The sequence below is a fragment of the Microbacterium sp. P5_E9 genome, from assembly GCF_054049175.1.
This window is the reverse complement of record NZ_JBFUMV010000001.1, coordinates 344,928-360,089: the sequence shown is the minus strand read 5'-3', so window position 1 is coordinate 360,089 and position 15,162 is coordinate 344,928. Positions and strand designations below refer to the sequence as shown.

Sequence of the window (15,162 nt, the reverse complement as noted above, 5' to 3'; positions counted from 1 at the left end):
GGGCGCGGCGCCCGGCCGCTTGGGGAGGAGCGCTCAGCGCGTGCTGAAGCTCACGACCTTCGGCGGCCGCACGACCGCGCGAGTGATCTCGCGACCTGACAGTGAACGCACGACATGCGCGTCGTTGCGAGCGAGCAGCTCCAGCGCGGCGGCGTCGATGCGAGCGGGCACCTCGAGGGTCGCGCGCACCTTGCCGTCGATCTGCACGACCGCGGTCACGGTGTCTTCGACCAGCAGCATCGGATCCGGCTGGCGCCACGGCACCAGCCCGACGAATCCGTCGTAGCCGAGGATCTCCCACATCTCCTCCGCGGTGTGCGGGGCGAACAGGTCGAGCACCATCGCGGTGGCCTCGGCGGCCTCGCGCACCGCGGGGTCCGCGGGGCCGGCGCCGGTGTCGATCGCCTTCCGAGTCGCGTTCACGAGCTCCATCAGGCGCGCCACGACGACGTTGAACTTCGTCTGCTCGACGAGCCCTGGGGCATCCGCCAGCAGGCGGTGCGTGACGCGGCGCAGCGCCGGATCGCCGTCCGCCCACTTGACGTCCGGGTGGCTCGAGACATCGCTCGCGACGCGCCAGGCGCGCGCGAGGAACTTCTGCGCACCGGTGGTCGAGACGTCCTCCCAGTTGATGTCGTCTTCGACCGGACCGGCGAAGGCGATCGCGACGCGCACGGCATCGGCGCCCGGGTCGATCATGCTCGAGGCGAACTCGACGAGGTTGCCCTTGCTCTTGGACATCTTCGAGCCGTCGAGCAGCACCATGCCCTGGTTGATGAGGCTCGAGAACGGCTCGGTGAAGTCCACGTAGCCCATGTCGAAGAGCACCTTGGTGATGAACCGCGCGTACAGCAGGTGCAGGATCGCGTGCTCGACACCGCCGATGTAGGAGTCGACGGGGGCCCAGCGGTCGGCTTCGCGCCGCGGGAACGCCTGCGTCGGGTCGTTCGGGGCGAGGAACCGGAGGAAATACCAGGAGCTGTCGACGAACGTGTCCATCGTGTCGGGGTCACGGAGGGCGGGCTCCCCCGTCTCGGGATCGACGGTGCTCATCCACTCGGTCGCCGCGCCCAGCGGCGACGTGCCCTTGGGCGTGAGGTCGAGTCCCTCGACGTCCGGCAGCGTCAGCGGAAGCTGGTCCTCCGGAACCGGGACGATCCGCCCGTCCGCGGTGTGGATCATCGGAATCGGCGTGCCCCAGAAGCGCTGACGCGAGATGAGCCAGTCGCGCAGGCGATACGACTTCGCCGCGCGACCGGCGCCGGCCGCAGCCAGCTCCTCCGTGATCCGGGCGATCGCGTTGCGCTTGGACAGCCCGTTCAGCGACCCGGAGTTGATCATCCGGCCATCGCCGGAGAGCGCGACACCCGTCCGCGCCGGGTCGAGATCGGAGACGGATGCCTCGTCCGTGCCCGGATCGATCGGCGCACCGTGCTCGTCCAGCTCGATGACCGGGATCGCACCGGTCACCGGTGCGGTCGTGTCGACGACGACGCGCACCGGCAGATCGAACGCACGGGCGAAGTCGAGGTCGCGCTGGTCGTGCGCGGGCACGGCCATGACGGCGCCGTGGCCGTAGTCGGCGAGGACGTAATCCGCCGCCCACACCGGCAGCCGCTCGCCGTTGATCGGGTTGATCGCGTAGCGGCCGAGGAACACCCCGGTCTTGGGGCGGTCGGTGCTCTGCCGCTCGATCTCGGTCTGCTTCCCGACCTGCTCGAGGTAGGTCTGGAAGCGCGTCCGCACGTCGGCGTCCGCGCCCGCGACCAGCTCGGTCGCCAGGTCGCTGTCGGGGGCGACCACGAAGAACGTCGCGCCGTGCAGCGTGTCGGGACGGGTCGAGAAGACGGTGACCCGGTCGGCACGCCCCTCGATCTCGAACTCGATGTCCGCGCCGACCGAGCGGCCGATCCAGTTGCGCTGCATCCGGATGACCTTCGACGGCCAGAAGCCCTCGAGCTGGTTCAGGTCATCGAGCAGCCGGTCGGCGTACTCGGTGATCTTGAAGTACCACTGCGTGAGCTTCTTCTTGACGACCTCGGCGCCGCAGCGCTCGCAGTGCCCGTCGACGACCTGCTCGTTCGCGAGCACGGTCTGGTCGTTGGGGCACCAGTTGACCGGGCTGTCCTTGCGGTATGCCAGGCCCCGCTCGTACAGGCGCTGGAACAGCCACTGGTTCCAGCGGTAGTACTCCGGGTCGCTCGTGTGCAGGATCCGCGACCAGTCGTACGAGGAGCCGTACTCGCGGAAGCTCTTCTTGTGCTGCTCGATGTTCGCGTAGGTCCACTCGCGCGGATCGGCGCCGCGCTGGATCGCCGCGTTCTCGGCCGGCAGGCCGAACGAGTCCCACCCGATCGGGTTGAGGACGTTGTAGCCGCGGTGCCGCCAGAAGCGGGCCACGACGTCGACGTACGCGTAGCTCTCGGCGTGGCCCATGTGCAGGTCGCCGGACGGGTACGGGAACATGCCGAGCACGAACTTGCGCGGGCGGGTGTCTTCGCTGCCGCCGGCACGGAACGGGTCGGCCTCGGCCCAGCGCTCCTGCCACTTCTGCTGGATGGCGTAGGCGTCGAATGCGCCTTCCGCGGGCACGGCAACGTCTGCGGGCATGTTCTGACTCACGGAGGGGTACCAATCGAAGAAGGTCGAGACGTGCGAACACGTTCTTCCAGGTTACCGGACCCGTCGAATCGGTTCCGGTTGCTGATCCTCACCAGCCGGGAGGAAGGATGCCGCCGATCGCGGCCAGCGGTCCTCGCGCCTTGATGCCCACTTCAGCGACTTCGGCCGCGGCATCCGATCTCCACGTGATCCCTCCGCCGGCACCGACGTACGCGCCGCCGGGGTGGGTCACGATCGAGCGGATCACCATCGCGAGGTCGAGCGCGCCGTCGTCGCCGACCCAGCCGAAGCACCCGGCGAAGACGCCCCGCGGGCCGCCCTCGAGGTCGTGGAGGATCGTCATCGCCGAGAGCTTGGGCGCCCCGGTCATGCTCCCCGCGGGGAACGCGGCGTCGAGCAGATCGCCGATGGTCTGCCCGGCGCGGATGCTGCCGGAGACGGTGCTCACGAGCTGGTGCACCGCCGGGTAGCTCTCCACCGCGAAGAGCCGCTCGACGACGATCGTGCCGGGCTCGGACACCCGTGAGAGGTCGTTGCGCATGAGATCGACGATCATGACGTTCTCGGCGCGCTCCTTCTCACTGCCGATGAGCTCCTGCACCAGGGCGTCATCTTCGGCCGCGTCCGCACCGCGGGGCCGAGTGCCCTTGATCGGGTTGGTGCGCACCGTGCCGTCGGCCACCTCGAGGAACCGCTCCGGACTCGCGCTGGCGAGCGCGACCGCGCCGGCGCGGATGAGCCCGCCATGATGAGCGGGCGTGGCCGCGCGCAGACGCAGATACGCCTCGTCGGGATCGACGGATGCCGTGACCTCGAACCGCGTCGTCAGGCACAGCTGGTACGCATCACCCTCGCGGATCGCATCCCGGCAGCGCTCGATAAGCCGCGCGTACTCGCCGGGCGAGTGGCGCGACGCGACAGCGGACGGATTCGGATGCCGCGGCTCCGGGTCGCTCTCCGCCGCCCACGTGCCGACCTCGGCGGCGAAACGGCCGGCGTCTGACGCCGGGGCGACCGCCCACACCCGCCCGGCCGCATGGTCGAAGGCCACGAAGCGGTCGACGCGGAGCCAGAGCTCCTGCGGCACCGGGTCCGCGGACGCAGCGACCGGGGCGCCCGCGCGGGCCGCGGCATCCTCGTATCCCAGCCAGCCGATCCACCCGCCCCGAAAGGGACCTGCCGTCCACTCGTCGGCGGCGGACTGCGCCGGCGCGCAGGAGAGCGCGCGGATGACGTCGGTGTCGGTGGCACGGACGCCGCTGCCGATCCAGCTCCAGCCGGAGATCGCGCCCGGCCCGGCGTCGAGCCAGAAGGCGTTCTCAGCCGTTCCGGGACCGCCGACGAACGCCCGTGCCGGGTCGATCCAGCCCGGCAGCGGGACGGCGACGAGCGGCTGAGGCACGAATCCAGAGTAGGGGCGGGCCGAGCGGCTTAGGCTCGGGGCGTGAACGAGTTCCTCACGTGGCTGCTCGACGCCGTGCAGAGCGTCGATCCGCTCGTGCGAACGCTCGTGGCGGGGTTCGCGATGATGCTCGAGACCAGCATCCTCGTGGGCCTGGTGGTTCCCGGCGACACGATCGTCATCGTTGCGGCCACCGCGGTCGCCTCCCCGCAGGAGGCCATCCTCCTCGGGGTCGCCGTGGTCATCGGCGCTCTGATCGGCGAGAGCATCGGCTTCTGGCTGGGGCGGGTCCTCGGACCCCGGATCCGGGACTCGCGCCTCGGCCGGCGGATCGGCACCGACAAGTGGGAGCGCTCGGAGCGATATCTGCAGCGCCGCGGCGGCCCGGCGATCTTCCTGTCCCGCTTCCTGCCGGTGCTGCACTCACTCGTGCCGCTGACCGTCGGGATGAGCGGGTTCCGGTATCGCCGGTTCCTGGCCTGGACGGCGCCCGCCTGCGTGCTGTGGGCGACCCTCTACATCACGGTCTCCGCCCTCGCCGCGGGCACCTACCGCGATCTGGCGGATCGCCTGCACTACGCCGGCTACATCTTCGTCGGCGTCATCGTGCTCTTCCTGGTGCTCATCTACGCCGGCAAGAAGCTCATCGAACGCCTCGAACACCGGCATCTCGTCTCGGATGACGACACACTCACACGCCCCGTCAAGGGGGACATGGAAGACTGAGGGGATGCCCTCCTCCGCTCCGGCCCGCGCCAAGGTGCACTGGCTTGCCCGTCTGGAGTACCGCTTTCACTCGTGGCGGGAACGCCGTGGTCGCGCGCGCGGGCAGCTGCCGACGGTCATGCCCCTCCCGGGCTATGGGGGCGTCGACTGGGTGCGGGTGCTCGGGCGGGTGATGATCGTGCCGCCGGTCAAGCCCACCGGCACCGGCGTGTACGCGAGCGTGCGCGGCTGGCGCAGCTTCGTCTCGGTGCCGATCGGGTTCGCCCAGGTGTCGATCACGGTCGCCGGCGTCACCCACGAGGTCGTCGCCGATCGGGGCGGCGTGATCGACACAGTGATTCCGACGCGGCTCGAGCCTGGCTGGCAGACCCTGACGATGTCCGTGGAGGGCGCCGAGCCCATCGAGAGCCAGGTCTTCATCGTCGGACCCGACATCCGGTTCGGGGTCGTGTCCGACGTCGATGACACCGTCATGGTGACTGCGCTCCCCCGCCCCCTCCTGGCCGCCTGGAACTCCTTCGTCATCGACGAGCACGCGCGCCAGCCGGTGGCCGGCATGGCGGTGCTGATGGAGCGGCTGACCCGCGAGAATCCAGGATCCCCGGTCATCTACCTCTCCACCGGAGCTTGGAATGTCGCTCCGACCCTCATCCGGTTCCTGCGCCGGCATCTCTTCCCGCCGGGCGCGGTGCTGCTCACGGACTGGGGCCCGACGCACGACCGCTGGTTCCGCAGCGGCATGGTGCACAAGCTGACCAACCTCCGCCGGCTCGCCCAGGAGTTCCCCCAGGTCAAGTGGCTCCTCGTCGGCGACGACGGGCAGCACGACGACGAGATCTACACGACCTTCACGCGCGAGCATCCCGCCAACGTGGTCGGCGTCGCCATCCGGCGACTCTCGCCCGCAGAGGCGGTCCTCGCCGGCGGTCGCACCGCGGTCGATGACCACTCCGCGGCCACGGTGCCCTGGGTGACCGAATCGGATGGCGCTGGTCTCCTCGAGCGGCTCGAAGAGGTCCACGTCCTGGGCGACTGAGCGTCCGACCCCGCGCGTAGGCTGGTTCGCATGTGCGGAAGATTCGTCGTGGCCAATGTGGGCGAAGAGCTCGTGGGCGTGCTGCGCGTCGACCTCGCGGGCGATGACCTGCCCGCGCCGTCATACAACGTCGCCCCCACCAGCCAGGTCGCGATCGTGCTCGACTCGGCCAAGACCGAACCGCCGACGCGCCGGCTCGAATCGGCGCGCTGGGGTCTGGTCCCGTCCTGGGCGAAAGACGTCTCGATCGGCGCCAAGGCGTTCAACGCCCGCTCCGAAGAGCTGGAAGACAAGCCCATGTTCCGCAAGGCGCTCGAGAAGCGCCGCGCGGTGGTGCCGGCATCCGGGTATTACGAGTGGAAGACCGTCGACGGGCAGAAGATCCCGCACTACATCCACCCCGCCGATGACGGGCCGCTGTTCTTCGCGGGCCTTTACGAGTGGTGGAAGGATCCGGCGAAGACCGACGACGATCCCGCCAAGTGGCTGCTGAGCTTCACGATCCTCACCCGCGACTCGATCGGGCGGCTCGGCTCGATCCACGACCGCATGCCGCTGTTCCTCGACGGCGACTTCGCCGACGCCTGGCTCGACCCGACGACCGACAATGTGCGCGACATCCTCGATGCCGCGATCGACGCCGCCCCCGACGTCGCCGAGACCCTCGACGATCACGTCGTGTCGAAGGCGGTGGGGAATGTGCGCAACAACTCCCCCGAGCTCATCGAGCCCGCGGGTCCCGCGATGCCTGCTCTCGACGTGTGACCAGCCGCACTGCCGTGCCCGGCGCCGTCGTCATCGCGACGGATGTCTGGCGCGCCCGCGAAGACGCGCATCATGCCAGGGCCGATGCGCTCACCGCGGCGCACCGCGAACGGGCGTCGCGCGGCGAGAAGCATCCCGTCGAGGATTTCCTCTTCACCTACTACTCGTACAAGCCCTCCGTGCTGCGCCGCTGGCACCCTGGCTCCGGCGTCGAACTCGCGGATGCCGCGACCGAGCCGCGCGCCCAGTGGCGCTGGTACCGTCCGGGCCGTGCCGCCGGGTCGATCGAGGTGGATGCCGCCGCCTTCCGCGCCGACCGCGGCCTGCTCATGACCGGCGTGGAGCGGATCCTCCTGGCCACTGCCGAACGGTCCGCGAGCTTCGGCTGCTTCGGACTCCACGAGTGGGCGATGGTCTACCGCCAGTCCGAGCATCGGCACTCCACGCCGCTGCGGCTCGGCCAGACCGGCACCGATGCGGTGGTCGACGCGCACGAGCTGCGCTGCACGCACTTCGACGCCTATCGGTTCTTCACGCCGGAGGCGGTCCCCCGCAATCTGACCCCGCTCTCGCGTGACAGCCAGGCCGGCTCCGAGCAGCCCGGCTGCCTGCACGCCGGCATGGATCTGTACAAGTGGTCGGTCAAACTCGGACCGCTCGTGCCGGGCGAACTGCTGCTCGACGCATTCGAACTGGCACGCGACATCCGGATCCTCGACATGCGCGCGTCGCCCTACGACCTCGCCGACCGGGGCTACGCGCCCGTGCGGATCGAGACGAAAGAGGGCAAGGCCGAGTACGCGAGCGGGCAGCGGGGGTTCACCGTGCGCGCGCAGTCGATCCGCGCGCGTCTGCTCGAGGTGCTGGAGCGGGCCTGACGCCTGCCGGCAGCTGGGTCAGTCCACCGGAGCGCAGTCGGCGCACGGCATCAGACCGCGACCGTCGGCGGCGATGCGAAGTCGCAGGGTCAGCACCCTGGTGGCGGCTTCATCCAGCCGCGCGGCCGGCACGGCGCCGGCGTCGACAGCCGCGACGATGCCTGCGGCGATTCGCGACGCGGTCCCCGAGTCCGAGTACAGGACCGTGAGCAGCAGATCGTTGCCCGCCGCAAGCGCCGCGACGGCATTCGCGACCGGATCGCTGTACGCCGGGATTCCAGACGCCTGAAGCATGCCGAGGTCGTCCGTGACGGAGACACCGGTGAAACCGAGTTCCTCCCGGGCGATCCGATGCCACTCGGCCGAAAGCGTCGCCGGGGCCGTGTCGACGGCGGTGAACGAGAGATGCCCGAACATCAACAGCGGCGCTCCGGCGCGGATTCCGGCTTGGAACGACAACGCACCGGTCGCTGCCCACTCCGCCTTGGACATCCCGGTGGAGGGAATGAGCGCGTGCGAGTCACCGGCCGCCGCGCCGTGCCCGGGGAAGTGCTTGAGGGTCGAGAGATCCTCCCCCGCCTCCGCGCCCACGGCCGCGGTCACCCGCGCGGAGGAGTCGTCGGGCGTGGTTCCGAGCGCCCGGCGGTAGATGAACATGGACGGATCGGCGGTCTCGTCCGCGACGATCCCGAAGTTCACCGCGACACCGGCCCGCTGCACGAGGGCTGCCCGCGCGGCGAAGGCATCGGCCGTGGCCGCCGGCGGGTCGTATTTGAGCGTGAGCGACGACGGGAAGCCGTCCCACGGGAGCCGCGACACATCGCCGCCCTCCTGGTCGATGGCGATGAGCGGCGGCAGCGCCGGATCCCCCGTCAGCGCCGTCGTGACGGCACGCAGCTGCGTTTCGTCGCTCGGGATGTTCGCGCCCATCAGGAGGAAGCCGCCGATCCCTGTGGTGCGCATGTAGTCGCCCAGTGCGGCGACGTCGGTGGTCGGGATGTGACCCATGACGACCGTCGCGGCCTTCTGGGCGGTCGACATGGATGCCACCAGCCGCTCGGCCTGCTTCGCGAGCGAGTCTTCGGATGCCGCGACCACGCGCACCGAGCCTGTTTCCGTTGACGCACCCTCGGACGGGTCGGGGCTCGCGGCAGTCGCCCGGGAGGCCGGCGGCGCGAACAGCAGCGTCACCGCCGCCCCGAGGGCGAGGAGACGCAGACGGGGGCTCACCGATCCAGCGTAGGCGCCATGCGGTGCCCCCGCGGCTGTCGGTGGCGGGCGACGGCAGTGACCGGCGCCGGGCGAAGACCCTTGTCAGTGGCGGGCCACGATGGTCGCGGCATCCGTTCCGCGTGGGAGCACGCCATACTGCGCGGCGCGGTCCGCGCCCAGACGGCTCGCGATGAACGCCTCCGCGTCGAGGGAGGGCGCGTGCCGCAGCATGAGCGATGCCTGCAGTGCGAGCGCAAGGCCTTCGCTCAGCCGCCGCGCCTGCGTCTGCGCGGACACGGGATCCGCCGCCACCTCGACGAGCAGCTCGAGCGTGCGGGCGACATGTCCGTCGAGAAGGCCGGACGCGCCCTCGGTGATCGCCAGTTCGTCGGCGAACGCGTCGGCGCTCGCGGGGTCGTGGTGGAGCGCCCGCAGCACGTCGAGGGCGATCACGTTGCCCGAGCCCTCCCAGATCGCCATCACGGGCTGCTCGCGATAGCGCCGGGCCAGTGGGAACGACTCGGTGTAGCCGTTGCCGCCGAGGCACTCGAGCGCCTCATACGCGTGCTGCGGTCCCCTTTTGCACACCCAGTACTTCGAGACGGGCGTCGCCAGCCGCCGGAGGGCGACATCGCGGTCGGAGGCATCGTCTTCGAAGAGCTGCGCGAGCCGCAGCCCCGTCAGCATCGCCGCCTCGGACTCCATCGCCAGGTCGGCGAGCACGGCGGTCATCGCCGGCTGGTCGACGAGCTTCGCGCCGAAGGCAGCACGACCGCGTGCGTGCCAGATCGCCTCGGCGACGGACTGGCGCATGCCCGCAGCCGTGCCGAGCACGCAGTCCAGCCGGGTGCGCTGGACCATCTCGATGATCGTGCGCACGCCTCGGCCGGGCTCACCCACGATCGTGCCGATGGTGCCGTCGAACTCCACCTCCGCCGACGCGTTGGAACGATTACCCAGCTTGTCTTTGAGCCGCTGGATGCGGAAGACGTTGCGCGTGCCGCGCGGGAGGATCCGCGGAACGAACAGACAGCTGAGGCCCTCGTCCTCGTTGCCCCGCCGCGTCTGGGCCAGGACGAGGAATCCGTCCGACATCGGTGCCGAGCAGAACCATTTGTGACCGGTGAGCTGATAGGCGTGCCCGCCCATGTAGGTGCCGAGGGTGGTGCCGGCCCGCACATCGGACCCACCCTGTTTTTCGGTCATCGCCATCCCTATCAGCGCGCTGCCCTTCTCCTGATCAGGCAGCAGCCGGGGATCGTAGCCGCGCGAGTAGGCGCGCGGCAGCCAGTCCTCCGCCACCCACGGCGAGTCCTTGAGCGTCGCCACGGCGGCGTGGGTCATCGACACGGGGCACGCATGACCCGGCTCGACCTGGGCGAAGAGCATGAACATCGCGGCGCGGGCGGTGTGGGCGCCCGGCCGAGGGTCGGCCCACGCCGAGGTGTGCGCCCCGCGCGCGAGCGCCGCCCCGAGAATCCGGTGGTACGAAGGGTCGTATTCGACCTCGTCGAGCCGGAACCCCCACCGATCGTGCGCGGAAAGCACCGGAGTGTGGGTGTTGGCGCGTTCGGCGTCGCGCTGGAAGTCCAGCGAGCCGACGAGGGTCCCTGCCTCGCGCAGCCCGTCGCTCGCCCACCCCGCACCGAACGCATCCACCGCCGCGACCAGCGGCGCGTTGGCCGCGAACTCGTCGAGGTCGACGCGCCACTCGGGCTGATTCTCCACGTAGTGCGTGAACTGCCCGATCACGCGCTGCCCGCGCGCGAATGTGGTCACGAAGTCTCCGTCTCGCGGGGCAGCGCGAGGACCATCTGCTCGACGCTGGTCAGCGGGGCGTGAGTCACGATGTCGTGCATGAAGGCCAGCTTCCGCCGCACCGGCGGCGCGATCACGAAGGGGTACAAGTCGCCGAATCCCATGGCCCGGTTGATGCGATTGAAGGCCTGCGACATCCACTCCCAGTCGTTCAGCAGCTGCGCGACAGGCTGGTCGCGGTAGGAGTCGAGCGGGACGACATCCGTGTCCCGCAGATTCGTCACGACCGAATCGAGATGGATGCCGATGGTCGCGGCCGTCTGCAGGGTGCCGGTGATGTGCAGATAGTGCGCGAAGGTCTCGGCGAAGTCCTCCCACGGGTGCATCGTGGCGTACTCGGAGATGAAGGAGTCCTGCCAGCCCTCGGGCGCGCCGAACTTGTAGTGCCGCTGGATGGAGTCCTGGTAACTGGCGCGCTCGTCGCCGAAGAGGTGTCGGCACTCCGCCCACATCTGGTCGTCGGTGAGCAGGACGTTCTGGTAGTAGTGGCCGACCTCGTGGCGCAGATGGCCGAGCATCGTGCGGTACGGCTCGCCGAGTCGCACCCGGAGTGCCTCGCGACGGTCATCGAGGCTCTCTGCAAGGTCGAGGCTGATGATGCCATTGGCGTGGCCGATCGAGACTCTGCGTCCGAGCGAGATGCTGGAGAGCAGATCGAAGCCGAGTCCGCCAGGCTCCACATCCCAGGGCACGATCGGCAGCCCGAGGTCACCGAGCTGGAGGATGAGGCGCCGCTTGGACTCTTCCGTCTTCGCGAGCTTTTGGAGCGCGACGGTATCGCTCCCATCCGGTCGAGTGCGGGTGAGCCGACACGAGAAGCACCGGCCTGCCGGAGCGCCCTCCCAGACCAGCCAGTTGCACTCCCATCCGCGGTTCGAGCAGGTGTACCAGATCTGATCGTCGATCACGGTCTGTCCGCGGCGGAGGCTGTAGAACTGGCGCGTCACCAGGTGGAAGCCCAGCTCCGCGTCGCAGTTGTGACATTGAAGGGCGTCCAGGTAGACGAAGTGGCGGCAGGACGGGCAGCGCGGCTGTGCGATCACTCGTTCACCGTATCCCCGCCAGAGCGCGTTCGAGTCGCTTCGCGCGCGAAATGAGAAGAGCGCCCCCTCGCGGGGACGCTCTTGTCGTTTTCGGTGGACCTGAGGGGATTCGAACCCCTGACCCCCTGCATGCCATGCAGGTGCGCTACCAGCTGCGCCACAGGCCCGAAGCACCTTGTCGACACCACTGGGCTTCGCGGAATATCCGGCAACCGGAGCCGCCGACCCTACGAATATACCCGGGCGTCCACAGCAGGTCAGTGTGAGGCTTCTCCGGACTGATCGGTCGCCGCTGCGGGGGTGGCCACCTTCACCCAGATCGGCGGATGTGGTTTGCGGCGCTCGCGATAGAGCACAAACGCAAACGGAGCCCAGATGATCACCGCAAGACCGACGCCGACGAGCATCCCACCGATGGTGTCGGATATCCAATGCGCCCCGAGGTAGGTGCGGCTCAGCATCATCAGCAGTGTGTACGCGGCTCCGACGATCCATACCCAGGTGCGCCAGAAGATGATCCCCAGCGTCGTGGCGATGAGCGCTGCATTCGCGCTGTGGCCGGACGGGAACGAGCCGACGTCCGCCGTGACCAGGATGTCGGTCGGACGAGGACGACCGATGACGTTCTTCATGACGAGGACGACCAGCGCGCTCGCGATCGTGGCACAGACGAAATAGAGCGCTGCCCACGGCCTTCGCCAGAGGAGCAGGCCGGCGATGATGGCGAGCGGAACAATGACGATCCCGCTGATGCCCCCGCCGATCCAGTTCAAGGCGAGCGCGAGGACCGTGAACACCGGCGCGCGAGCCTCGACCAGTTCTCCCATCCACTCCACCTCGAAACCGAACGGCTTGTCCGCCTGGCGATAGAAGATCACCGCGCCGAGCAGGATGACAAGCAGCAGCGCCGCGGCCGCGGAGACCACCCACCACAGGCGCGCGATCTTCACCGGTGCGGGCGCTGGGCCTTCGATCAGCTCCGAGACGTCTTCGTCATCCATCCGTTGATAGTACGTTCAACGGTCGCGACGACGGCCGCCAACTCCGCCGACGGTCCAGCGCACGAGTCAGCGGTCAGAGGGTGGCGCGCATGACCCACCGCCACTTGGCGATACGCCGGTCCCGCACGAATCCGTGTCGTAGGAACAGCTCTTCGGGGCCGGTATGGAGATATGCTCCGCGTTGCGGCGGTCGGTCCTCCGTCTGCTCCGGGTACGCCTCGACGATGCCCCCGCCGGCGCGTTTGATCTCGTCAAGCGCCCCGCGAACGGCGGCAGAGGCGATGCTCTTGCCGCGATCCTTCGAATTCGTGAAGATGCAGCCGATCCGCCAGTCCGGCGGTTCCTTCGCCTCGGCGTCGTAGGCGCGGCGGCTCTTGATGTTGGGCAGCTCCGGCGGGGTGCCGAACTGACACCAGCCGACACACCTGTCATCGTCGTAGACCAGCACCTGTCGCACCGCACCCTGCTGCACCAGCTGCTGCTTGGCGTCGCGGTTCCCTTGGCGTGTTCCGGTGGAGCCGCCCGGATGGAATCCCATGCACCAGCAGCCACCCCACACGCCGTTGTTCGACTCGACGAGTGCGGCAAAATCTTCCCACGAGTCCGGTGTCAGCATCCGGGTGGTCAGCGCCATGGCGCAATTGTCACCCAAAGCGGCCCGACCCTCAACGGGCGGCGCGCGACGCGACCACGTCGCTGTCCTTCCGGGGCGCCGTCCCTCCGTGGGTGCAGTATTGCTCTGTGTCTCAGGCAACGTTGCAGACCGACCGCATGCGGCTGATCCCCTTGGGTGATGAGCATCTGGAACTCGAGGTGGAGTTGGACTCCGACCCGGAGGTGATGCGCTACCTGACCGGCGACGGTCGCACCCGAGCCCAGGTCGAAAAGGCGCACGGGCTCAGGCTTGCGACCGCACAGCCCGTTGCCGGGCTCGGCTTCTGGGTCGGCTTCGTCGATGACGAGTTCATCGGCTGGTGGCTGTTGCAGCCCGCCGGGTGGGGAGAGGAAACTCTCCTCCCGGGCGAGGCTGAACTGGGTTACCGGCTGCTTCGGAAGCACTGGGGGAAGGGGCTTGCCACCGAGGGCGCACGCGAGATGGTGCGCCACTCTTTCCAAGACCTCAACATGAATCGCGTTTTCGCCCTCACCATGACGGTGAACGAGCGATCCAGGGCAACCATGTCCTCCGCGGGCCTTCGGTACGTCCGAACCTTCTACGAAGACGATGACGACCGCGATGGCAGCGAATTCGGCGCCGTCGAATACGCGGTCACCAGAGACGAATGGGACGCTGTACAGGCCAACCCCGATGTCGCGAAACCCTCAGCGTGACCTCCTCACCAATCGTCACTCGCGTCGATCGATCGGCAGGGGCCGTGTCGGACCCAGGGAGCTAGCACTCGTCCGCGACGCTGGCAACCCCACCCCGATTTCATGCGCACTCACGGCCGGCGCGCATACGATTGCGCGACAGCACGATGAAGGGAGACGCCAATGACCGACATCCAGGGAGACTCCGAAACCACCCAGGCGGCCCGAGACGCCGCCGAGCGAGTGCGCACGTCGGCCGTCGACGGCGCAGAATCGTTCGGCGCCACGGCGGAGCAGATCGCGGACGAGGCCTCGGCCGGCGCGCAAGCCGCGAAGAGCGATGTCGCAGGAACCGTGAGCGACATCGCAGACAAGGTGAGCGAGAAGGTCGGCGACGTCGTCGATGGCGCCAAAAGCGCTGCGTCCGACGCGAGGGCCGCGGCCGGAAAAGCCGCGGATGCCGCCATTGATGCTGCGAAGGCCGCAACCGCGAGTTTCAAGGACGTGGCCGACGACATCGACTTGGACAGCCTTGTCGCCCATACCAAGACAGTCGCGGGCGACTGGACTGACAAGCTGAAGCAGACGTATCGGGAGCGGCCAGGCATCGTGATCGCCGCAGCCGCGGGCGCCGTGGTGGTGCTGGGCGCGATCGTGCGCTCGATCGCTCGTCGCTGACACTGACGGTTGCCGAGACCCGCGGAATTCCGCGGATCTCGCCCGCCGCCCACTACGCTCTACCTGTGCCCCACCCTTCGTCAACTGCCGCTGGCGCGGGCTCCATGCGCTTTCTCCGGGCCGCGCAATCGGCAATCGTGGCGACCCTGCCGGTGCTGGTCCTGCTGCTGATCCCCGCGTTCGTGCTCGGCAGCGCGGGCGAGTCGGGGCTCGGGGCTCTCGGCGGGCCGTGGCTCAACGGACTGTTCCTGGCGGCGATCATCCTGATCCCGAAGCTCAATGGCGCACTCGACCCTGAGGTGCCGGACTGGACCTCGTCCACCGCCATGGCCGCGACAGGGCGCGTGTGGCGCACGCGCGTGTGGTTCGCAATCCTGGCGGCCCTCGCACTGCTCACCATCTTCGCCGCAGGGCAGACGGCCGCTTACTTCATCGGTCGGGTCTCCCCCGCCATCGTCGACGGTGCGCTGAACTACGGCCGCTTCCTGGTGCAGGAAATGGTGGTGTACCTGTTCGGGTACGTCCTGTCGCTGGTGGCGTACGTGCTGATCGTCCGCGCCCTCGTGCGGCCCGAGCCGAAGCCCCGCAAGCGCTGAGCGAAGCCTGCGGCCCGCCATCACTGACGGACGCCAGGTCTTGAGGGCAGGGTGAGCCGCCTCTGCGATCTCGC

14 protein-coding genes and 1 tRNA gene are annotated in these 15,162 nt (G+C 69.0%); 7 read left to right on the top strand and 8 right to left on the bottom strand.

Features of this window, described 5'->3' with window-relative positions; translation table 11 throughout:
- Positions 1-33: 33 nt before the first annotated feature.
- Together leuS and pabB are read right to left on the bottom strand one after the other, a co-directional pair.
- A complete protein-coding gene (leuS, locus tag ACXJ3V_RS01830; protein WP_457098546.1) occupies positions 34-2,610 on the bottom strand; it encodes a leucine--tRNA ligase in 2,577 nt (858 codons plus the stop codon).
- 100 nt (positions 2,611-2,710) lie between these two features.
- Positions 2,711-4,024, bottom strand: a complete 1,314-nt coding sequence (pabB, locus tag ACXJ3V_RS01825; protein WP_457098545.1) for an aminodeoxychorismate synthase component I — start codon at positions 4,022-4,024, stop codon at positions 2,711-2,713.
- A gap of 42 nt (positions 4,025-4,066) precedes the next feature.
- On the opposite strand from pabB, the gene ACXJ3V_RS01820 reads away from it, so the two are divergent.
- Genes ACXJ3V_RS01820 through ACXJ3V_RS01805 form a run of 4 tightly spaced genes read left to right on the top strand, consistent with a single transcriptional unit; the run spans position 4,067 to position 7,429 of the window.
- Positions 4,067-4,750 carry a DedA family protein gene (locus ACXJ3V_RS01820; protein ID WP_457098544.1) on the top strand — a complete coding sequence of 228 codons (684 nt, stop codon included), beginning with the start codon at positions 4,067-4,069 and terminating at the stop codon, positions 4,748-4,750.
- Between the two features lie 4 nt (positions 4,751-4,754).
- Positions 4,755-5,786 carry an App1 family protein gene (locus ACXJ3V_RS01815; RefSeq protein WP_457098543.1) on the top strand — a complete coding sequence of 344 codons (1,032 nt, stop codon included), beginning with the start codon at positions 4,755-4,757 and terminating at the stop codon, positions 5,784-5,786.
- A gap of 30 nt (positions 5,787-5,816) precedes the next feature.
- Positions 5,817-6,551, top strand: a complete 735-nt coding sequence (locus tag ACXJ3V_RS01810; protein ID WP_457098542.1) for an SOS response-associated peptidase — start codon at positions 5,817-5,819, stop codon at positions 6,549-6,551.
- The gene (locus ACXJ3V_RS01805; protein WP_457098541.1) at positions 6,548-7,429 is read left to right on the top strand and encodes a 3-methyladenine DNA glycosylase; all 882 of its coding nucleotides are present in this window, start codon (positions 6,548-6,550) and stop codon (positions 7,427-7,429) included. Before ACXJ3V_RS01810 ends, ACXJ3V_RS01805 begins: the two co-directional genes overlap by 4 nt.
- A gap of 18 nt (positions 7,430-7,447) precedes the next feature.
- On the opposite strand, the gene ACXJ3V_RS01800 is transcribed toward ACXJ3V_RS01805, so the two are convergent.
- From ACXJ3V_RS01800 to ACXJ3V_RS01775, 6 genes are all read right to left on the bottom strand, one after another.
- Positions 7,448-8,659 carry a glycoside hydrolase family 3 N-terminal domain-containing protein gene (locus tag ACXJ3V_RS01800; RefSeq protein ID WP_457098540.1) on the bottom strand — a complete coding sequence of 404 codons (1,212 nt, stop codon included), beginning with the start codon at positions 8,657-8,659 and terminating at the stop codon, positions 7,448-7,450.
- An 84-nt stretch (positions 8,660-8,743) separates the two neighbouring features.
- Positions 8,744-10,420, bottom strand: a complete 1,677-nt coding sequence (locus ACXJ3V_RS01795; RefSeq protein ID WP_457098539.1) for an acyl-CoA dehydrogenase family protein — start codon at positions 10,418-10,420, stop codon at positions 8,744-8,746.
- Positions 10,417-11,502 carry a zinc-binding metallopeptidase family protein gene (locus ACXJ3V_RS01790; protein WP_457098538.1) on the bottom strand — a complete coding sequence of 362 codons (1,086 nt, stop codon included), beginning with the start codon at positions 11,500-11,502 and terminating at the stop codon, positions 10,417-10,419. Before ACXJ3V_RS01790 ends, ACXJ3V_RS01795 begins: the two co-directional genes overlap by 4 nt.
- Positions 11,503-11,596: 94 nt before the next feature.
- A tRNA-Ala gene (locus ACXJ3V_RS01785) sits at positions 11,597-11,669 on the bottom strand.
- Between the two features lie 90 nt (positions 11,670-11,759).
- A complete protein-coding gene (locus ACXJ3V_RS01780) occupies positions 11,760-12,503 on the bottom strand; it encodes a phosphatase PAP2 family protein (RefSeq protein WP_457098537.1) in 744 nt (247 codons plus the stop codon).
- A 73-nt stretch (positions 12,504-12,576) separates the two neighbouring features.
- Complete coding sequence (locus tag ACXJ3V_RS01775; RefSeq protein ID WP_457098536.1) at positions 12,577-13,137, bottom strand: GNAT family N-acetyltransferase; 561 nt, start codon at positions 13,135-13,137, stop codon at positions 12,577-12,579.
- A 107-nt stretch (positions 13,138-13,244) separates the two neighbouring features.
- On the opposite strand from ACXJ3V_RS01775, the gene ACXJ3V_RS01770 reads away from it, so the two are divergent.
- From ACXJ3V_RS01770 to ACXJ3V_RS01760, 3 genes are all read left to right on the top strand, one after another.
- Positions 13,245-13,835, top strand: a complete 591-nt coding sequence (locus ACXJ3V_RS01770; RefSeq protein WP_457098535.1) for a GNAT family N-acetyltransferase — start codon at positions 13,245-13,247, stop codon at positions 13,833-13,835.
- Positions 13,836-13,997: 162 nt separating this feature from the next.
- On the top strand, positions 13,998-14,492 hold the full coding sequence (locus ACXJ3V_RS01765) for a hypothetical protein (protein ID WP_457098534.1): 495 nt from the start codon (positions 13,998-14,000) through the stop codon (positions 14,490-14,492).
- Between the two features lie 137 nt (positions 14,493-14,629).
- Entirely contained in the window at positions 14,630-15,088 is a 459-nt protein-coding gene (locus tag ACXJ3V_RS01760; protein ID WP_457098533.1) for a hypothetical protein, read from the top strand.
- The last annotated feature ends 74 nt before the right edge of the window (positions 15,089-15,162 follow it).

What these genes read in the sequence shown, in the direction of transcription:
- leuS (WP_457098546.1), bottom strand. Translation starts at nt 2,610, where the DNA reads ATGCCCGCAGACGTTGCCGTGCCCGCGGAAGGCGCATTCGACGCCTAC.
- ACXJ3V_RS01815 (WP_457098543.1), top strand. Translation starts at nt 4,755, where the DNA reads ATGCCCTCCTCCGCTCCGGCCCGCGCCAAGGTGCACTGGCTTGCCCGT.
- ACXJ3V_RS01810 (WP_457098542.1), top strand. Translation starts at nt 5,817, where the DNA reads ATGTGCGGAAGATTCGTCGTGGCCAATGTGGGCGAAGAGCTCGTGGGC.
- ACXJ3V_RS01780 (WP_457098537.1), bottom strand. Translation starts at nt 12,503, where the DNA reads ATGGATGACGAAGACGTCTCGGAGCTGATCGAAGGCCCAGCGCCCGCA.
- ACXJ3V_RS01775 (WP_457098536.1), bottom strand. Translation starts at nt 13,137, where the DNA reads ATGGCGCTGACCACCCGGATGCTGACACCGGACTCGTGGGAAGATTTT.
- ACXJ3V_RS01765 (WP_457098534.1), top strand. Translation starts at nt 13,998, where the DNA reads ATGACCGACATCCAGGGAGACTCCGAAACCACCCAGGCGGCCCGAGAC.